Source organism: Paenibacillus sp. PCH8 (assembly GCF_002968835.1).
GTDB lineage: Bacteria > Bacillota > Bacilli > Paenibacillales > Paenibacillaceae > Paenibacillus.
Window position 1 is genome coordinate 556039 of sequence record NZ_PKQK01000002.1, and the last position, 17825, is coordinate 573863.

The 17825-nt window shown below is 47.7% G+C and carries 15 protein-coding genes and 1 pseudogene; 6 read left to right on the top strand and 10 right to left on the bottom strand.

Annotation, left to right across the window (positions count from 1 at the left end; translation table 11 throughout):
• Nucleotides 1–13 precede the first annotated feature (13 nt).
• The 6 genes from C0Q44_RS15210 to C0Q44_RS15235 all read right to left on the bottom strand — a co-directional run bounded on the left by C0Q44_RS15210 (nt 14) and on the right by C0Q44_RS15235 (nt 5830).
• Complete coding sequence (locus C0Q44_RS15210; RefSeq protein WP_105408131.1) at nt 14–1138, bottom strand: sensor histidine kinase; 1125 nt, start codon at nt 1136–1138, stop codon at nt 14–16.
• 55 nt (nt 1139–1193) lie between these two features.
• On the bottom strand, nt 1194–1898 hold the full coding sequence (locus tag C0Q44_RS15215; protein WP_105408500.1) for a response regulator transcription factor: 705 nt from the start codon (nt 1896–1898) through the stop codon (nt 1194–1196).
• A gap of 272 nt (nt 1899–2170) precedes the next feature.
• Nucleotides 2171–2638 (bottom strand): DinB family protein, encoded by a 468-nt coding sequence (locus tag C0Q44_RS15220; protein ID WP_258166347.1) that lies wholly within the window; start codon nt 2636–2638, stop codon nt 2171–2173.
• 394 nt (nt 2639–3032) lie between these two features.
• Nucleotides 3033–3974 (bottom strand): DUF1963 domain-containing protein, encoded by a 942-nt coding sequence (locus C0Q44_RS15225; protein ID WP_105408132.1) that lies wholly within the window; start codon nt 3972–3974, stop codon nt 3033–3035.
• A 150-nt stretch (nt 3975–4124) separates the two neighbouring features.
• On the bottom strand, nt 4125–5414 hold the full coding sequence (locus C0Q44_RS15230; RefSeq protein WP_105408133.1) for an ammonium transporter: 1290 nt from the start codon (nt 5412–5414) through the stop codon (nt 4125–4127).
• On the bottom strand, nt 5411–5830 hold the full coding sequence (locus C0Q44_RS15235) for a hypothetical protein (RefSeq protein WP_105408134.1): 420 nt from the start codon (nt 5828–5830) through the stop codon (nt 5411–5413). The genes C0Q44_RS15230 and C0Q44_RS15235 overlap by 4 nt, the downstream gene beginning before the upstream one ends.
• A 287-nt stretch (nt 5831–6117) precedes the next feature.
• Between C0Q44_RS15235 and C0Q44_RS15240 the strand changes: the two genes are divergently transcribed.
• Nucleotides 6118–6609, top strand: coding sequence for a DinB family protein (locus tag C0Q44_RS15240; RefSeq protein WP_105408135.1), 492 nt, complete (start codon nt 6118–6120; stop codon nt 6607–6609).
• Between the two features lie 182 nt (nt 6610–6791).
• Here the strand turns inward: C0Q44_RS15240 and C0Q44_RS15245 are convergent.
• Together C0Q44_RS15245 and C0Q44_RS15250 are read right to left on the bottom strand one after the other, a co-directional pair.
• Nucleotides 6792–7294 (bottom strand): annotated as a pseudogene (locus C0Q44_RS15245) (N-acetyltransferase family protein).
• Nucleotides 7295–7404: 110 nt separating this feature from the next.
• Entirely contained in the window at nt 7405–8478 is a 1074-nt protein-coding gene (locus tag C0Q44_RS15250) for a M23 family metallopeptidase (protein ID WP_105408136.1), read from the bottom strand.
• Between the two features lie 215 nt (nt 8479–8693).
• On the opposite strand from C0Q44_RS15250, the gene C0Q44_RS15255 reads away from it, so the two are divergent.
• The 3 genes from C0Q44_RS15255 (at nt 8694) to thrS (ending at nt 13700) form a co-directional block, all read left to right on the top strand.
• The gene (locus C0Q44_RS15255) at nt 8694–9455 is read left to right on the top strand and encodes a response regulator transcription factor (protein WP_105408137.1); all 762 of its coding nucleotides are present in this window, start codon (nt 8694–8696) and stop codon (nt 9453–9455) included.
• The gene (locus tag C0Q44_RS15260) at nt 9452–11209 is read left to right on the top strand and encodes a sensor histidine kinase (RefSeq protein WP_105408138.1); all 1758 of its coding nucleotides are present in this window, start codon (nt 9452–9454) and stop codon (nt 11207–11209) included. The genes C0Q44_RS15255 and C0Q44_RS15260 overlap by 4 nt, the downstream gene beginning before the upstream one ends.
• Before the next feature lie 478 nt (nt 11210–11687).
• Nucleotides 11688–13700 (top strand): threonine--tRNA ligase, encoded by a 2013-nt coding sequence (gene thrS / locus C0Q44_RS15265; protein WP_258166349.1) that lies wholly within the window; start codon nt 11688–11690, stop codon nt 13698–13700.
• Between the two features lie 46 nt (nt 13701–13746).
• Here the strand turns inward: thrS and C0Q44_RS15270 are convergent, their stop codons facing one another.
• On the bottom strand, nt 13747–14610 hold the full coding sequence (locus C0Q44_RS15270) for an SDR family oxidoreductase (RefSeq protein ID WP_105408139.1): 864 nt from the start codon (nt 14608–14610) through the stop codon (nt 13747–13749).
• Between the two features lie 163 nt (nt 14611–14773).
• Between C0Q44_RS15270 and C0Q44_RS15275 the strand changes: the two genes are divergently transcribed.
• Nucleotides 14774–15316 carry a hypothetical protein gene (locus C0Q44_RS15275; RefSeq protein WP_105408140.1) on the top strand — a complete coding sequence of 181 codons (543 nt, stop codon included), beginning with the start codon at nt 14774–14776 and terminating at the stop codon, nt 15314–15316.
• A gap of 56 nt (nt 15317–15372) precedes the next feature.
• A complete protein-coding gene (locus C0Q44_RS15280; RefSeq protein WP_105408141.1) occupies nt 15373–16113 on the top strand; it encodes an MBL fold metallo-hydrolase in 741 nt (246 codons plus the stop codon).
• Nucleotides 16114–16463: 350 nt separating this feature from the next.
• On the opposite strand, the gene C0Q44_RS15285 is transcribed toward C0Q44_RS15280, so the two are convergent.
• Nucleotides 16464–17672: a PQQ-dependent sugar dehydrogenase gene (locus tag C0Q44_RS15285; protein ID WP_105408142.1), complete on the bottom strand. Its 1209-nt coding sequence runs from the start codon at nt 17670–17672 to the stop codon at nt 16464–16466.
• Between the last annotated feature and the right edge of the window lie 153 nt (nt 17673–17825).

Below are 17825 nucleotides of genomic sequence, written 5' to 3' on the forward strand. Positions count from 1 at the left end.
GTTTAACTTCTTATCATTTTCTTAACACAGGAGGATCAATCACAGGAAACCGGGTAACAAAGTCAGTTCTTCCGTTTTCACTGTAGACAGTGATATTTCCGTGATGTAATTCAATCATTGATTTGGCAATTGCCAGACCCAGACCGGTACCTCCTGTGTCCCGGGAACGGGATTTATCCACACGATAAAAACGTTCAAACAGACGAGGAAGATCCTGAGCCGGAATCGGGTCGCCATAATTACTAATACGAACCACAGCTTCTTCCTCTTCCAGAGCAAGTCCAATCTCCATCACTTTACCTTGCGAACCATACCGAATGGCATTGCTGAACAGATTTTCATACGCTCGTACAAGTTCGCCTGGAGCTGCCAGAATCCATAGCGGTTCTTGTCCACCGACAATCGTATAGGTCATGCCGGCGTCCTCCAGCATTGGAGCAAACTCTTCAGCCAGCTGCATCAGAAACGAATTCAGATTCAACGCATTCAAAGACAACGGCAGACTCCCCCCGCTTACACGCGTATACTCGAACAGATCATCAATTAGCCTGCGAAGTGTTAAGGATTTCTCATAAGCAATGCTAACGTAATAGCGCATCTCAATTTCATCCTGGTACCGATCCTTCTCAACGTACTCCAGAAATCCAAGGATTGACGTTAGTGGTGTTCTCAGATCATGGGATATGCCCGTTATCAGATCATTTTTGGCAGCGACGGCATTACGTTCTTCCTGTAGGGACAACTGCAATTGTTCAGCCATCTGATTAATACTTGCAGCCACCACTCCGAACTCATCCGAGGTCTTCACCTCGATGCGATGAGACAACTCTCCTTTGGCAACTTCCTGAATGCCCGCCGTAATTTCATCCAGAACTCGCATCACCTTGCGTGAGAACAGGAAAAAAAACAGCACAAAACCAAGAGCTCCTACCACGATCATCAACGGCACTGATCCGATATTATGGATCAACCACCGAATTCCTTTAGCTGAAACAGAATAATTCGGATACGTCTGAGCTTCCAGAATAGACTGCCCAACCCTGCTGCCCCCGTACAAGACAGCCGCGGTCAATATGCCGCTTAACAGAAATGCATAGATAAACTTCCATCGAACTGTGTTAATTACATTTGAATTCATTGTAGAAGCTCCCGCCTGTGTACATATCACCTAACATTCTGTAGATGCATATTTCTTATTGAGGTTTGATCATCTTGTAGCCAACACCCCATACGGTCTGAATAAACTTGGGATGCTTACTGTCGAGTTCAATCTTCTCTCGAATCTTGCGGATATGCACCATAACTGTATTGTTCGACTCCATGAACTCTTCCTTCCACACTTGACAATAGATCTGTTCCATACTTAGCACTGAACCCTGATGACGCGCCAACAGTTCCAGCACAGCAAATTCACGGGGAGTCAGACGAACCGGCTGTTCGTCCACCCAGACCTCATGTGTATCGGTATTAATGATCAGATCATCGATAACCCACTCATGCTCCTTGTTCTCCCGACCTTCATTGAAGGTATGATACCTCCGCAGCTGGGATTTCGCCCGTGCCACAAGTTCAAGCGGGTTAAACGGCTTGGTCACATAATCATCGGCACCGATACTTAGTCCTGTTATTTTATCCATATCCATGCTTTTGGCAGACAACATAATGATTGGCATTTTCTGCTCTTCCCGAATTTTCATACAAGCTTCGATTCCATCCATATTCGGCATCATGACATCGAGAATAATGAGATCAACCGATTCTTTTTTCAATAGTTCCAGCGCCTCAATCCCGTCACTCGCTGTGAGAATACGGTAACCTTCGTTGCCAAAATAAATTTCCATCAATTTAATAATCTCCTGCTCATCATCCACAAGCAGAATAGTTGCTGGCTGTGCCACGGCATTATTCCTTTCCCTTCCACAATTCCTTACCTGTTCAAAGTATACCACCGAGGTATGAAAACGAAAATCATCATGATCTTCACGGACACGTTCAATCCATGTATCCTGGTGCTGGTCCAGGTCCTGAATTCTCCATTGTTTTACGCCTATCTTGTCGTATCGTCCATCCATTTCCAATTTCACCCACAGTATTCCCTGTAACATGCTTATATGTATTCGATCCGTTCGTTCTTACCATTTACGTACTTACTCGATTGAATGAAATCTTCCTATTTGAAAAGCACTAATTGGGGTTCTTTTCCCGTGAGAGTTAGCATCGTATACAATTGTCCTCTGTGATGATACACATGTCCCATAATCTCCAGCAACCACTCCAACCGACTATAGGATGCTCCCCAGTACGAATCCGTCACATGCAGTAACTCTTCGGTGTTAAACTGTCTGTACCGTTGGTACAGATACATCTGGTTATCCATCAATGCCTGCTTGATCTGACGGAGCGAATGAACCTGATTCTCTGCATAGAATAGAGCCATCTCTTCTTCCGATGCACCTTCGGAAATATAGACATCCGCTCGGCAGATCACAGACAGATGGGACAGTAATTCACCAACTGGCCGTTTGCCCTCAATCGGAGTCAGAGTCAAATCTTCTTCCGACAGCTGATCACATATATGAATTAACGATGTTACGGCTACATCAATATGTTTGAATGCCGATTGAATCAACAGATACACTTCCTTTTCTTCCCATTATACAGAACATATGATCGGTTATCAACCAAGATATCCCTCCTTCATATATAAACAAGTTATACAACAAATCTATATAAATTGAACTAAACATCTACACAAAACAGAGAGACAGAAAGGACCTGAAGAAGCGGAGCTAAAAGCTTTCTGCAAGAAAGCCACATCGGAAGCATATGCTATCCCCGGATTTCCCCTTTATAAAAGGAATCAAAAAAATCTGGGGATAACAGCGTTCGGAAGGTTATTCTGTCATCGGAGTGTGCAGTGTAACTATTCTTTAGTTCAATTTATATAACAATTGACGAACAAAAAAGTCCCTCCTCCTTTTTATAGACGGGATTTGGGACATTTTGTTGCCTGTATGGGTTCAAATCTTTGCTCAACTTGAGTATAACGAGCAATACGTTTGATCGAATCGTCCAGCCTCCAGGTCAGACCTGCGAATGAAAAATTGAAGCTCCCCGCAGTCCCACCATTGAAAACCAATGGCATCATGCGTATCTATTTTCAACAACAGCAGCATATCGGATAATTCCTGCCATGTCCGTTCCTCGTCTCCGCCATAATGTGCGGTCAGCTTCTTCTCACACGCCTGCTCGTTATAACCGTACTCTTCTCCAAGGACGATCTGCGACAAGGCCCGATGCTCGGCATCCGAATGTTGCCCATCAGGGTATCCAAACATCCCCCCCCAATTGAGCGTACTTGGATGATTCCAGTTCGACTCAAATTCAAGGTATCGGTCAACCAGATTCGTTTCTGTCACTGCCTCATCCGTCCCAGACTTCGTAGGGGAAAGCTCATCCAGTGCGTTGGCATCCGTATAGGCATATGTAGGAAATTCAAGATTAGGCAGGACTGTCACCGAATGGGCAACAAAAGGTCCTCCATCCAGCGCAGTATCACCCTCAGGCTCTCGCCTTGTCAGGTTATGGGCACTCGGCTCAAAAATCACACGATGTTCAATTGGGTAGGCAGGTTCATCCGCACCAATGAAGAAATATAACATTCCCCGTTCAGGCAAAGTCCCGCGCCCATCATTCGGCGTATACGGCGACAAGTCCACCAGGTTCAGCTGGGCCAGGAAAGTCATGGGCACCCCTTCTTGTGTTAAAGGCCACTCCATCTCACTCGACAAATCGGGATGTCCACCCACACGTGAGTTTCCTGTTCTGCGATATTCATCCAGTGTGGATACATCGAGACGGATTCCCCAGCGGCTTGAAGATAATAATAGATCGGCAGCAACACCCAGGCCACACGCCTCAAGTGTTTTACGAGCTTTTCTGGTCAGACGTTCACATTGTTCAGGCTTAATCATATAGATCCTCCCCTTTAGACAATACACCTATGCTGAGTCATATTCATGTTCACACCTGTATATTCTTCCGCGTTGACGACTTTCCCTGCTTCTATTCAAAAAAGAGACTGACATTCCTTGTCAGTCTACTTCCTTAATTCTATATTCCATTTAGCGATTCGGATCAGAAGATTTATCTTGGTAAGCACGCATATGCTCCTCACCATCCAGGAATTCATGTGCCTGATGGGCAGCCATCACCCCATGATAGCTGATATCCAGACCCAGATCTTCCTCTTCTTCTGTCGAGCGCACAGGTACAATCTTGCCAATCAACTTCAAACCGATCCATGTCATGGCGAATCCCCAGATGACCAGGGCTGTAAGGCCAAGTACCTGAACACCGAGCAGCCTCCAACCGCCACCCATGAATAAGCCGCCATCCGTGGCAAACAGACCTACGGCAATCGTGCCCCACATGCCTGATGCGGCATGAACAGGGAACGCGCCCACCGGATCATCAATCTGCCGACGGTCGAGCCAGTTGGTTGCAGCCATCATCAACAAGCCAGATACCGCCCCAATGAATATGGCCGCTACATCTCCAACAAAAGCACAGCCTGCTGTGATTCCGACCAGGCCCGCGAGCGAACCGTTAATAACCGATGGTGCATCCGAACGATTGAAGCGAAACAAAGTGTACAGCAGTGTAACCGCACCCCCTGAAGCCGCAGATAACATCGTTACAATCGCAATGTGACCGATTCTTACATCGGTTGCACTTAGCGTACTGCCCGCATTGAAGCCAAACCAGCCGAACCACAGCAGAAATGCACCTACGGATGCCAGCGGCAGATTGCTTGGAAGCGCAATGGCACTCACGCCAAGCGGTGTGTATTTGCCTTTTCGCGGACCGATAATGATTGCAGCAGCCAGTGCCGAGAACCCGCCGAGCGCATGGATGACAGCCGAACCGGCAAAGTCCTGCATTCCCAGCTGACTAAGCCAGCCGCCGCCCCATGCCCAGTGTCCACCAATTGGATAGATGATCGCCGTCATCAAGATGATATACAAGAGATAGGCACGGAAGTTGATTCGCTCCGCCACCGCTCCAGAAACGATCGAAATGACAGCAATGGTAAATGCCGCCTGGAACAACCAGAACGTCTCCAGCGATACCGGTATGTCCAGATGAGACAAGTCTCCATTCAGGAAGAATCCCGTTACTCCAACAAAACCGCCAACATCCGAACCATACATAAGTCCAAAGCCAATGGCATAGAACAGCAATGTACCGATCGTAATATCAGCAAAAACTTTCATAATAATGTTCACACTATTTTTATAACGCACGAAGCCAGCCTCAAGCAGGGCGAATCCACCCTCCATCAATAAAATCATAGCTGCGCTCAGGACGACCCAGACCGTATCGATCCCGGAGCTTAACGTCTCCAAAGTCATGCTTGTACATCCTCCGTTTCACGAAGCTGTCTAATCTCACGGATCGTATCGGGTGCAAGCTCGATCTCATCCCGCTCGATGCTGTCTGAATGCTGAATTCGTTCAGCGATCTGATCCAGTTCACGCATACGTCTGCGAATCTGTTCCATTTTGCGGAAACGTTCCTTCACCTGCACCATATACTCCACCGCCTGATGATGGGATGCCGGTCGTCCAGCAAACCATTTGCGAACGGGTGACAACGATTGATAAGCAACCTCTTCCGCTCGGCGTTTTTGTTCAAACTGCTCGATCTTTTGCTTGAGCGTTTCGATCTCATTTTGTTTTTTGACCTTCAGCCGTTCGATAAGGTACAATAAATCGGACGATGATATTTGCAATTCTGTACGGTGATAGACCTCATCGATCACTAACATATCATGTCAGGACTCCTTACATATCAAGTTACTTGTTACCGATTATAGTTTGCCGGGGTGTGCCCGTCAATCTTTTTTTGCAGTTGGTGATCCTAGAGCACAACCGTTCATGGAGAACGGCTTTTTTTATTTTACACGAACTGCATCTAACAACATCAATAATCTATGCCATTCGCAATTATGCAACTATTCCTCTATGCTTATAGAACAAGCATCCACATTTTTGTTCATGGACATACACAGGATAATATCATCACATAACCCATATATAAGGAGAGGATTGTACGATGTTTACTCGTAATGACGATATTCGTAACCAGATCTGGGAGGTCGTCTCTGGTTTAGACGAAGACCAGTTGAACCGGAAACCTACGCCCGAACAATGGAGCATCATGCAGGTCCTGCGTCATCTGAGTCTCATGGAACATGTCATCGGGAAGCAAGCCCGTCTTGCATTGGAGAAGGAACCGATCGGATTGGTGGATAAAAAGCCGTATGAACGATCTCTGGATCGCAGCCGATCCGTGGAAGCCCCGCCCCATCTTCAGCCACCAGCAGCACCCGAGGCCCTTGCAGATGTACGCAGCGATCTGGAAGCATCCCATCGGGCCTTGGAACAACTTGCCCGGGAACATGATGTTGAAGTACTGCGCAGCAAGTCTTTCCCTCATCCGGTATTCGGCGAGATGGACCTTGCCCAGTGGGTTGACTTTGCCAGTTATCATGAAGAACGCCATCTGGGTCAGATTCAGGATATCAAGCAACAGCTTGGCCTGTAACACACTCGGCATTCGGGTTATATAACATCATCAGATCTAGGAAAAAGACAAAAACCTCCGATCCTCTATAAAGGATCGAAGGTTTTTGTTTATTTCAAGTAACAGGGGATCGGCCCTACTACCCAAGACTTGATCGGATTGTCATCTTCAGTTCTTGCTTGCCAAGCTGACAAGTATGTCCGTTAGATTTTTTTGCCCAAAATCGCCAGATCCCGGTTCACACCATCCAGCACAGCCACTTCAGGATAATACCCCACTGTTCAAAACCATGCTTGCGTAATAAGCCCAGACTCGGTTCGTTATGTCCAAAGACAAACCCCAAAACAGTTGTGATCCCCAGTGCGGGACAGGCATCAAATACCGTATTCAGCAGACGGCCACCGGCCCCAATTCCACGGCATTGCTGATCCACGTATACACTGACTTCCACCGTCCCGTTATACGCCGGGCGTCCATAGAACGAGCTAAGACTCACCCAGGCTACAACCCGTCCTTCCTGCTTCATCACCCATAACGGACGATGATCCGGTGAATGGTCCTCGAACCACCGCATACGCTGCTCCACGGTCACTGGCTCCAGATCCGCCGTTGCCATTCGCCCTTCAATCGTGGAATTATAGATCTCCACAATCCGGGGCAAGTCCTCCAGGCGCGCATATTCAATCTGTAGATTATCCAGTTTCATCTCAACTCCTCCATTATTCCAAAGTCGAACCTCTAATTATAGAAGCTATTATAACGGAGAAGAGAAGTTCGCGTCATCTATAACATTTGAATCCATTGTTAGTTAACCGATTACTCAGGCAGTCCTTGAACCATGTTCCCACGAGTCAAATCTTGACTCTGATCCGCCCAACGAATATTGATTGAATGCGAAGTGAATAGATCTGGCCCGTCCGAAACCTGGAAGTGCAGATGAGCTTCACTAGAGTTACCCGAATTGCCGAGTTCACCGATGAGGTCGCCCTGCTTGAGTTTATCTCCTTCTTTGACTGCCACACTACCTTCCTTGATATGTCCAGTGATGCTGTATTCACCATTTCCATGATCGATAACCACATAGTTACCTGCCGGCTCTACCGGATTCATGACCCCCGGTACATTATCTGGAATATCGTTCTTGATTTCAACGACTGTACCCTCCGCAGCTGCATAGAGTGGTTCACCAAAAGCGTAGTAATTCTCGTTAACCGCCGCATCTCCCTGATAGCTTGAATCTTCCTTCGTCCGAACAATATCCAGCGCATAGCGCTGTGTTTCGTGCTCGTAATGATAGTTGGACAGAACATTATTCCCTCCCCAGAATACAAACATTTCGCCCTTCATAGGGAATTGGAACTCCGTCTTGGTGAATTGATTGTCCGTTGACTCATGAGCTTCCAATGGTTGAATTACCAGACCGCCGATCTGATTGTCTTCCGTAAAATAAGCTCGAATCCCCTTGGTTCCCGTCCCATCTTGCCATGCATGCTCCCTCAGATTATTCATCTTGGCATCTACCACCTGCTCCCAAGACTTCACACCCTTCAGGAAGTCGTCGGCACCCTCCTCAAACTGCTGTAACGTTAAGGCTTTCTTGAATTCCGGGGTAAACTGGTTATAGATTGTCTCTTTCGACCCATTCATTAATATATCTATCAAATTGTCTGGTGTTACCGTTGTGCTCACCTCTGAACTTGAGTTCCGTTCCTGATTGGAATTCTCACTCGATTTATCCGTACTTGCTGCTTGCTCGGCTGATTGTTGTTCTGCTTCTTTGGAAGTAATGGAGTTACTGCACGCAGATAATACCAGGCATGCACCAAGCGTTATGGCGAGCAACCTCCAGCTCTTTCTTGCCTTGTGATATTCATTGTTCAAATTGTTCATTGTTCAACACCCTTTCTGTTATAGGTTTACGTTAAGTGTACAGAATGAGTATTATCCTTCGTCTAACTCTTACTTACATGCAGCTAAACTCGCAATGCCCTTTGACTCTTTATAATTAAGATTCCGTTAAGATATCATACAGTCCAAAAGGTCTTCCGAATGGTATGATTAGCATTAAACAAAAAGGGAAGTACGAGGAGGTCATGAATTACAATATGGATCACGTCTCATTGCTGCTTGTAGATGATGAACAAGCGATTCTTCATATGCTCAAAACCGTTCTGCTCAAAGAGCAGTTTCTCGATATTGACACCGCAACTACAGGCGAAGCTGCTCTCGAAGCCTGTAACAACAAAACGTATCATTGTATCGTGCTAGATATTATGCTTCCGGGTAAAAGCGGTCTGGAAATCTGTCCTTTTCTAAGACAGGTCACGGATGCCCCCATCCTGTTTCTGACGGCCAAAACAACGGATTATGACAAGTTAACCGGATTCGCTGTCGGAGGGGATGATTATGTCGTCAAACCCTTTAATCCTCTCGAAGTGGTCGCCCGGATCAAATCATTACTGAAGCGTTACATGCCTTCCAAAACAGTAACGATCCCGGAACACACTTCATCCAACGTAAATACGTCACCCTCCGGCATCTCGGCAGGGATCTATGACTTCGGACGATTTCAGGTCCTGGAGCTGGCTGGCGAACTACGAGTTGAGGGACAAGCGGTATCCTGCCCTGCACTCGTATTCCAACTCCTGCTCTTTTTCTGCAAACATCCCAATCGCATATTCACCAAATCCGATCTATATGAAAGGGTATGGGGCTCTGAAGCGATCCGTGATGACAACACTGTTATGGTTCATATTCACCGTATTCGGGAACGCATTGAAGCAGATCCTTCTAATCCTGTGTTTCTTGTCAATGTCCGTGGTCTGGGTTACAAACTGATTCAGCCGCAACATGTGTCACGCCAATGAGTATTCGCCGCAGGTTAATGACCCGGTTTATCGGGATGCTTGCCGGTGCAGTCGTTCTTATCATTCTGCTTGGGTCTGTAGCCACCTACTGGGTCGTGCAAAAGATAAACGAAGTGAATCTGGTAGATGATTTTGCGACCAGCGGGCTAGATCAGTTAATTAATACCGCCGAGATCATGCCGGACAACACGATACGATACGATCCCGATCTTTTGAAGCAGGTTGATAAAAATAAGGGCTGGCTGCAGGTTCTGGATGAAAAAGGCTATGTCATTGACGATTATCACATCCCGTCCGATGTACCCAACCACTACAAACCTGGTGAATTGATTGCCTACTGGGAGGCTAATAAACCGTTTCCGTATCAGCTCGCCATGCTGATCCGGGAGAAGGACGGGAAATATTTCACGTTGTTATATGGTGAACGGAATGTAGCCAAGTCATTACTTGATGAGATCCGTCCAAAGCTTGCCTATGCCAGCGGTAAACTGCTGACTGTGAAACCTGCTGAACAGGAGACTATTCGCAAGGCAGATGCCTATATTCAAATTCTGGACCCCTACGGAAAGGAAATATTATCCTATAATAAACCGGCTATGGGTGTGCCCAGCCAGTACAGCATTCAGGATCTCGTTCTCAAAGTTCGTTATCCCAATCGTTCGGGCATATCGGTGGCCACGTGGTACGACATACCCAATGAAACAACTTGGTTGGTAAGTGTACCGATTGATCCAACCGTCGTTAAGAAGGACAATCCCTACGCTTTCATTCTTGAACCAGCTCTGATTGTATTGATTTTGTCCATCATCGTGCTTCTGGTTTTGCTTGCTTTATGGTACGCTAATCGCTTCGGCTCCCCAATGCTGCATATGCTCCAGTGGCTGCAGCGTCTGGAGAAAGGGCATTACGAAGAACCTACGGGGGCTATGGGCCTTCCGCGGAGCCAGCGCCGCAACGGAAAATGGAAGCGGAAATATCATGTTTATGGTGAGGTGCTTCATTCCATGCAGGCATTGTCCCATACACTCAAGCAAGATGAAGAGCAACGGAAACAGACGGACTCCCTCCGGGAGGAATGGATCGCTGGCATCACACACGACCTCAAGACACCTCTTTCTTCCATCCAGGGATATGCGCATATGCTGGAGGCCGACAAGTACAGTTGGACGACAGAGGAAGTCCGGGAATTCGCAGGTATTATGGTAGACAAATCAATGTATATGGACAGGCTTGTGAATGATCTTGCCATGACCTACCGGCTACGGAGTGGAGGTTACCAGCCTGAAGTGGCGCGAACTGACGTAAATACGCTACTTCACGATCTCGTGCAACGAGCGGAGCGTAACCCAGCATACGGACAAGGCCGTATTCATTTTCAACCTACAGATGCGCCTGTCTACGGGATGGTGCACATCCCTTCTTTTGAGCGGATCGTAGATAATCTCACGGCTAACGCTCTTCTTCACAACCCGTCCGAATCTATCCTCATTGTTCGTGTACATGCCGGCGAACGAGACGGTGAGTTCACCATTGAGTTTGCCGATAATGGACAAGGCATGAGCCCGGAGACAGTATGGAAACTGTTTGAACGATATTATCGCGGTACGGATACGGGTACTTCGGATGTGGGTTCAGGCCTCGGCATGGCAGTAACCAAAGGATTGATTGAAGCAATGAATGGCCGGATTGAAGTACATTCTACCCCTGGGGAGGGAACCGTTATTCGTTTGGTGTGGGATGGATCATCAGAATAGGCTGTTCAACATTTTGCTTGACCTTTCCAGTTTGAGTCTATATAATCGACACTCAATAACACCTGTTCCATATATTGATATTGAATGCAACACATTTCAGGATCATTCTAATGAGTTGGTCTAACATATTTGGCGATGACCAGAGACAAGATTTCGTTTGCGTGCTGCCCAGAGAGAGAGGGGATTGGTGAAACCTTCTTCAGCGAACGGACCGGAATTACCCCTCTGCAGCCGTGACCTCGAACCTCAGCATTTCGGACCTCCTTCGGATGTTCGGCATGTTACCAGTAGAGTTCACCGCCTGATCCCCGATAACGGATTCCAATGAGGGTTATGATGTTTCCTGTTCGCGGCGGCTGGCCGAGAGCGGAGTGCATCATAACCAAATTAGGGTGGAACCACGAGCCAAGCGCACTCGTCCCTTTTCCGGGACGGGTGTTTTTTGCGCTTTCATTTTAAGAAATGGAGAGTGGTTCACATGAGCAAACCGAATAAAAGTAGTCAAGTAAACGAACAGGTAAGCAGTCTGTCAAGCAACGAAAGAAGTAAACCATCTAATGATCTGCACCAATCCAGTCATTCCATCGAGGTCCGTCTGCAAAGTGGCGTGGTACGTTCTTACGAAGCAGGCATCACTGTAGGTGCGGTCGCCTCATCCATCAGTACAAGTCTTGGAAAACAGGCCATTGGCGGTATTGTAGATGGTCAGAATGTCGATCTCGATAGGGTGCTCAAGCAAGATTGCGAACTCTTCATCGTTACTTTAGATAGCGCGGAAGGTCTGTATCGTTATCGTCACAGCGCAGCACATGTGCTTGCACAGGCGCTCAAACGCATCTACGGTGCGGAACAAGTGAAACTGGGCATCGGTCCCGTCATTGAAGATGGTTTCTATTACGATGTTGATCTGGAGCACGCCTTGTCCATCAGTGATCTGGCTGCCATTGAGCGGGAAATGAACAAGATCATTCAGGAGAATCAAAAAATTAGTCGCCGGGTGGTTAGCCGGGAGGAAGCCCTCCGCATCTTCGGAGAAATCCAGGACCCGTACAAGCTTGAACTTATTCGGGATTTGCCAGAGGACGCCGAGCTTTCAATCTATGATCAAGGTGAGTTCTTCGATCTGTGTCGTGGCCCCCATCTTCCTTCCACTGGTCGGATCAAAGCCTTCAAACTGCTCAATGTGGCTGGAGCATACTGGCGGGGCAACTCGGATAATAAGATGCTGCAGCGCATCTACGGCACTGCTTTCCCGAACAAAGTCCAATTAGACGAACATCTGCACATGCTCGAAGAAGCGAAGAAACGAGATCATCGCAAGCTGGGCAAAGAGCTTGAACTGTTCATGTTCTCCGAAGAAGCACCCGGCATGCCCTTTTATCTCCCCAAAGGCATGACTGTCCGTACTGAACTGGAGCAATTCTCCCGTGAGCTGCAATTACAGGAAGGCTATCAGGAAGTTCGAACTCCTCTCATGATGAACAACCGCTTGTGGGAGCAATCCGGTCACTGGGAGCATTACAAGGACAATATGTATTTCTCGGACGTGGACGATGCGACTTTTGCACTCAAACCGATGAACTGCCCCGGACATATGCTGATCTTCAAAAATACACTGCATTCCTACCGCGAACTGCCGATTCGCATGATGGAATTCGGTCAGGTTCACCGTCATGAATTCTCCGGTGCGCTGAACGGCATGATGCGTGTACGGACATTTTGTCAGGACGATGCCCACCTCTATGTGATGCCCGAACAGATCGAGGATGAGATTAATCAGGCCATCTCACTGATCGGACGCATGTACGATATCTTTGGATTCGAATATAAGATCGAACTGTCCACTCGTCCGGAAGATTCCATGGGATCAGAAGAACTGTGGGATCAGGCGGAACGTGCATTGCAAAATGTTCTTGACCGGCGCGGTGTCGAATACCGCATTAACGAAGGAGACGGTGCCTTTTATGGACCGAAAATTGACTTTCATATCCTCGATGCGCTGAAGCGTAGCTGGCAGTGTGGAACAATCCAACTTGATTTTCAAATGCCGGAGAAGTTCGACCTCACTTACATTGGCGAGGATAGCCTGAAACACCGTCCGGTCGTAATCCACCGTGCCATCTACGGTTCCATTGACCGTTTCATCGGTATCCTGACTGAACATTATGCAGGTGCATTCCCACTCTGGCTCGCACCTGTGCAAGTGAAATTGCTGCCGGTATCCGATCATTACGCAGACTATGCTCTCCAAGTACAGAGCCAGCTCCGGGCTGCGGGAATTCGGGTAGAAACAGATCTGCGCAGCGAGAAGCTCGGGTACAAAATCCGTGAAGCCCAGATGGAAAAAGTACCTTATTCGCTCGTACTCGGTGAGAATGAGAAAAATGCCTCATCCGCCTCTGTCCGTGCATACGGTCAAGGAGATCAAGGCATCCAACATATTGAAGCTTTTATTGAAATGATCCAGCAAGATGTGAAGGCAAAAGTATAAAAAATGTAATGACTCTATTCATTGGTCACTCATCAGCTTGTGTGAATTACAACTTCTCGTCAGGTTTCAGCCCAACTTGTTCTTCGCTCCACGTCCAGAAACGCTCAGCTGAAGCATCATCAACGGCATGTGCCTTCAGCTGCTGCTCTTTCTGTTGATAGAAGTAACGCCCGGTGACCCCGACGACTTCAGGACTTGTAGCCAGATAGATAGCCGTTCGTGCCCCTTCTTCAGGCGACAGAAAGAACGGCAGCTTGCCTGCAAAAGCCATAATACGTGTGCCAAATCCGGTATTGCGATCCACGCCAATACTTGTTCCCACCGCACCCGGATGTAGACAGTTCACCGTAACAGACGTGCCTGACATTTTGCGGGCGAGCGCACGAGTGAACAGAACGTTAGCCAGCTTGGATTGAGCATAGCTTTTGATCGGATTATAGCCTTGGTGCAGATGCGGATCTTCAAAGTGAATTTTGCCAGCTTTGTACGCGCCAGATGATACGTTCACAATCCGTCCCTGTTTCGCTGCTTTCAGTGGTTCAATCAAAAGCACGGTGAGCAGAAAGTGTCCCAGATGGTTAATGCCGATACTCTGTTCGAATCCGTCCGAAGTTTCCTTCCGCTTGACCATGACAACACCCGCATTATTAACCAGAACATCCAGACTGTCGTGGCGCTCGCGGAAAGTTCGGGCAAACTGGCGTATGCTTTCGAGTGAACCCAAGTCACACAACATGAGTTGAATCGCTGACGATCCGGACTGACGTAGTGCTTCCTTGAGGGCCTCCTGCCCGCGCTTCTCACTGCGACATGCCATAATCACACTGTACCCTTGTCTTGCAAGTTCGATTGTTGTTGCCAGACCCATGCCTGAATTCGCTCCTGTAACCATTGCTGTCTGAATGGACATCACGTACTTCCCTTCTGAACCTGAATTCTATAATTCATGTGTATTTACCTTGTCCTGATCCAATCATGAACTGACCCAAGCCCGATCACAGGAAAAGAGGCACTTCGACGGACAATATGAGATAATGAACTGATCACATCTAGGTTTCCATGGGAGGACAAGTATGCTGACCAAAGAGGATTTTAAAAAAGTTAAACGACAAGCCAAACTTGAAATCGCACTACTCGAACAGGAATATCAGGATATCTTGCATAACGTCGATTCTACGCTGTATGAAGAATACGGTATATTGGACCATGAGGAAACACGTGAACTCACCCGAAAACGCAAGAACCGAAGATATGCTTCAATGATCATTGAATTATGCGCCATTATGGAACAAATGTTAAATCAATTGTACAAACACGTATATCAGAAAAAGTTTAATTCGACCCAGTTGATGAAAACTCCTGCCTACCGTGCACGATCCAATATGGAGATTATTCAAGCTGAATTGAATAAAGAACACATTGCCCTGAAATTTGAAAAAGAACACTTTGCCGATGCGCTTAGTCTGGTATTTCTGAAGAGGAACAAACTTGTTCATGAGAACTTCTCGTTGGTCACCATTGTGAAGGACGGCAGTAATGAAGAAGAAACGTTTGAAGAACTGCTCCATACGGTAAAAAAATATAGAAAACACTTACAATATAATCGCCCTGAATAATAAGGGCTAACATCAGCATCCATTAGGAGGTGTACCGGACTGGAATCCGGACTACCATGACTAATCCAGCGAACTCAACCAACTCGATCACTGTGTTACAACTGCATATCCCTACACCTTCGGGGAAAAACCCCATATTCCCTGTCATGCTTCGTGGCGAAGATGGTATTACCCTGGTGGACACGGGCATGATTGGACAATTCGCAGAGCTTCAATCCTCTCTGGAACAAGAGGGCGTACAGCTCTCGGATATCAAACGTGTAATTATTACCCATCAGGATATCGATCATATCGGTAACCTGGGTGCACTTCTGGACGCCATTCCTGATCTGGAAATTTGGGCTCATGCTGCTGAAATTCCATATATCACAGGTGAGAAACCATTGATCAAGTTCACACCGGAGCGCCGCGCGATGTTATCCGCTCCCGTTCTGGCACTGGCAGACCAGTTGCTCATGCAGCTGCCCGAAGTTAACATTAGCCGAACTCTGGCGGATGGAGACATGTTGCCTCTTCCAAACGGTTGCCAGGTCATTCACACACCGGGACATACGCCAGGTCATATCTGCCTGTACTTCCCGGAGCAGCAGTTCCTGCTCGCCGCCGATGAACTTCGTGTGGTCGATGATGAACTGGTTGGCCCCGCGCCACCTGCGACACCGGACATGCCTGAGGCCCTGCGTAGCCTGAAGAAACTGACCGGGCTTACAATCCAGAAGGTTCTCTGTTATCATGGGGGCGAATTCACCACTGCGCCTGAGCAACGCATCGCTGAGCTTGCGGAGGATGCAGAGTAAGTAAAGTTTAAAGATCGAAGCCCACATAGGGTAGGCCAGACTCGTGAGTGTATAGTACACTCCGCATTCTTTTGAAGCAATTCTACCCTGAGTATGACACCATACTTTGTATCACATTCAAGTACGAGTATCGCATTCAATGGATAGCATCATATGCGGTTATTAGAATGATACACATTACCATTAAGGAGCTGTCCCCTACGTCAAGGAATTTGACGGGACAGCTCCTTAATTCCTTTAACCATGCGTACTTCTTTCCCCGATGCGCAGCTCCATTAATTGCTACGCTTCATGATGACCTGCCTTGCGACCAAAACCGCGTTATTAACGAGGTAATAGTGCGATCAGCCTTAGCTCTCCGGGGTAAGCACAATCAGTCTGTCATCACCCTCACGGGGTGACCCGCGTCCATCCCGATTGTTCGTCAGTACGTACAACTTTCCGTCCTCCCCAGCACTGACATTGCGAATACGCCCCCACTCATCTTCGAAGATTGGTTCCACCTGATCTACCTGTGTGCCATCTTCCGATAGGGTGACTTTGAGCAATTGCTCACCACGCAAATTCGCTGCAATCAGTGATCCAGCCCATGGACCTTCCTCCACAAATGCTACACCAGACGGAGCCCATGTATCATCCCCGCTATGTGCAAGCGGAGCCTGATATGCGCCATTGTCATCGTCGTCTCCCTCGACTTCAGGCCAGCCATAATTCTCTCCGGCTTCAATCCGGTTAATCTCGTCGTGATTCCGCTGACCATGTTCCGTGGCATAGAGATACCCGTTGTCCGGGTTCCAGGCCAGTCCCTGTGCATTCCGATGTCCCATACTGTATACCGGGGAATTCGGCCATGGATTGTCCGCAGGGAACGATCCGTCGAGACCGATTCGCAATATTTTACCCCCAAGGCTATCTTCATTCTGAGCCAACTCCGGTTCATAACGCTCTCCAGTCGTGATATAGAGCAACTTATCCGGGCCGATCTTGATCCGTCCTCCGTTATGATTCACCCCGCCGGGGATGTTACCAAGCAGCTCTTTGTCAATAACCGCTTTCCCAGCACTCACCTTGAGACGTAACACCCGATTGGCGATCTCATCGCCTTCCAGATAGGAATGGAATGCGTACAGATAACCGTTATCCGCAAAATCCGGATCAGCAGCAAGACCCAAAAGTCCACCCTCACCTTCTTCATTAAACGGGGCTGCAAATGCAATCAATGGTTCAGGTGACAACGTTCCATCCTCAATGACCCGAATCGCACCCGGTCGCTCGGTTACAAACATCCGACCATCTGGTACACTCACAAGCTCCCATGGTGCATTCAGTCCTTCGACCAGAACAGATGCCTGATATGGAACAACCGTATTTTCCTGCTCCTCACTCTCACCACCAGTTGCATAGCTATTCTCTCCATTGGGAGTTTGCTCCTCACCCGTTCCCTGTCCCTGAGACGTCTGCTCTGGATCTGTCTCAGGGCTGCCCGATGCACAAGACGTTGTTAACAGGGCCACACTTAATAATGAAGCGTACAGCGGAGCGATTAGTCGATTATTCATCATTCCATCTCCTTTCGAATTTCTTTGTGATTCTATATCCAAATTAGAACATATCATTTGTCTTCAAATTCCTTCATTCAACGCGAGCAACCTCAAAGCGATTTCGCCCTGTATTACCCTTACCATCTGCCACCTAAACGGAAGAAATTACAT

Coding starts and splice junctions, on each gene's coding strand:
- C0Q44_RS15210 (WP_105408131.1), bottom strand. CDS start 1,138: ATGAATTCAAATGTAATTAACACAGTTCGATGGAAGTTTATCTATGCA.
- C0Q44_RS15225 (WP_105408132.1), bottom strand. CDS start 3,974: ATGATTAAGCCTGAACAATGTGAACGTCTGACCAGAAAAGCTCGTAAA.
- C0Q44_RS15230 (WP_105408133.1), bottom strand. CDS start 5,414: ATGACTTTGGAGACGTTAAGCTCCGGGATCGATACGGTCTGGGTCGTC.
- C0Q44_RS15235 (WP_105408134.1), bottom strand. CDS start 5,830: ATGTTAGTGATCGATGAGGTCTATCACCGTACAGAATTGCAAATATCA.
- C0Q44_RS15240 (WP_105408135.1), top strand. CDS start 6,118: ATGTTTACTCGTAATGACGATATTCGTAACCAGATCTGGGAGGTCGTC.
- C0Q44_RS15250 (WP_105408136.1), bottom strand. CDS start 8,478: ATGAACAATTTGAACAATGAATATCACAAGGCAAGAAAGAGCTGGAGG.
- C0Q44_RS15255 (WP_105408137.1), top strand. CDS start 8,694: ATGGATCACGTCTCATTGCTGCTTGTAGATGATGAACAAGCGATTCTT.
- C0Q44_RS15260 (WP_105408138.1), top strand. CDS start 9,452: ATGAGTATTCGCCGCAGGTTAATGACCCGGTTTATCGGGATGCTTGCC.
- thrS (WP_258166349.1), top strand. CDS start 11,688: ATGAGCAAACCGAATAAAAGTAGTCAAGTAAACGAACAGGTAAGCAGT.
- C0Q44_RS15270 (WP_105408139.1), bottom strand. CDS start 14,610: ATGTCCATTCAGACAGCAATGGTTACAGGAGCGAATTCAGGCATGGGT.
- C0Q44_RS15275 (WP_105408140.1), top strand. CDS start 14,774: ATGCTGACCAAAGAGGATTTTAAAAAAGTTAAACGACAAGCCAAACTT.
- C0Q44_RS15280 (WP_105408141.1), top strand. CDS start 15,373: ATGACTAATCCAGCGAACTCAACCAACTCGATCACTGTGTTACAACTG.
- C0Q44_RS15285 (WP_105408142.1), bottom strand. CDS start 17,672: ATGAATAATCGACTAATCGCTCCGCTGTACGCTTCATTATTAAGTGTG.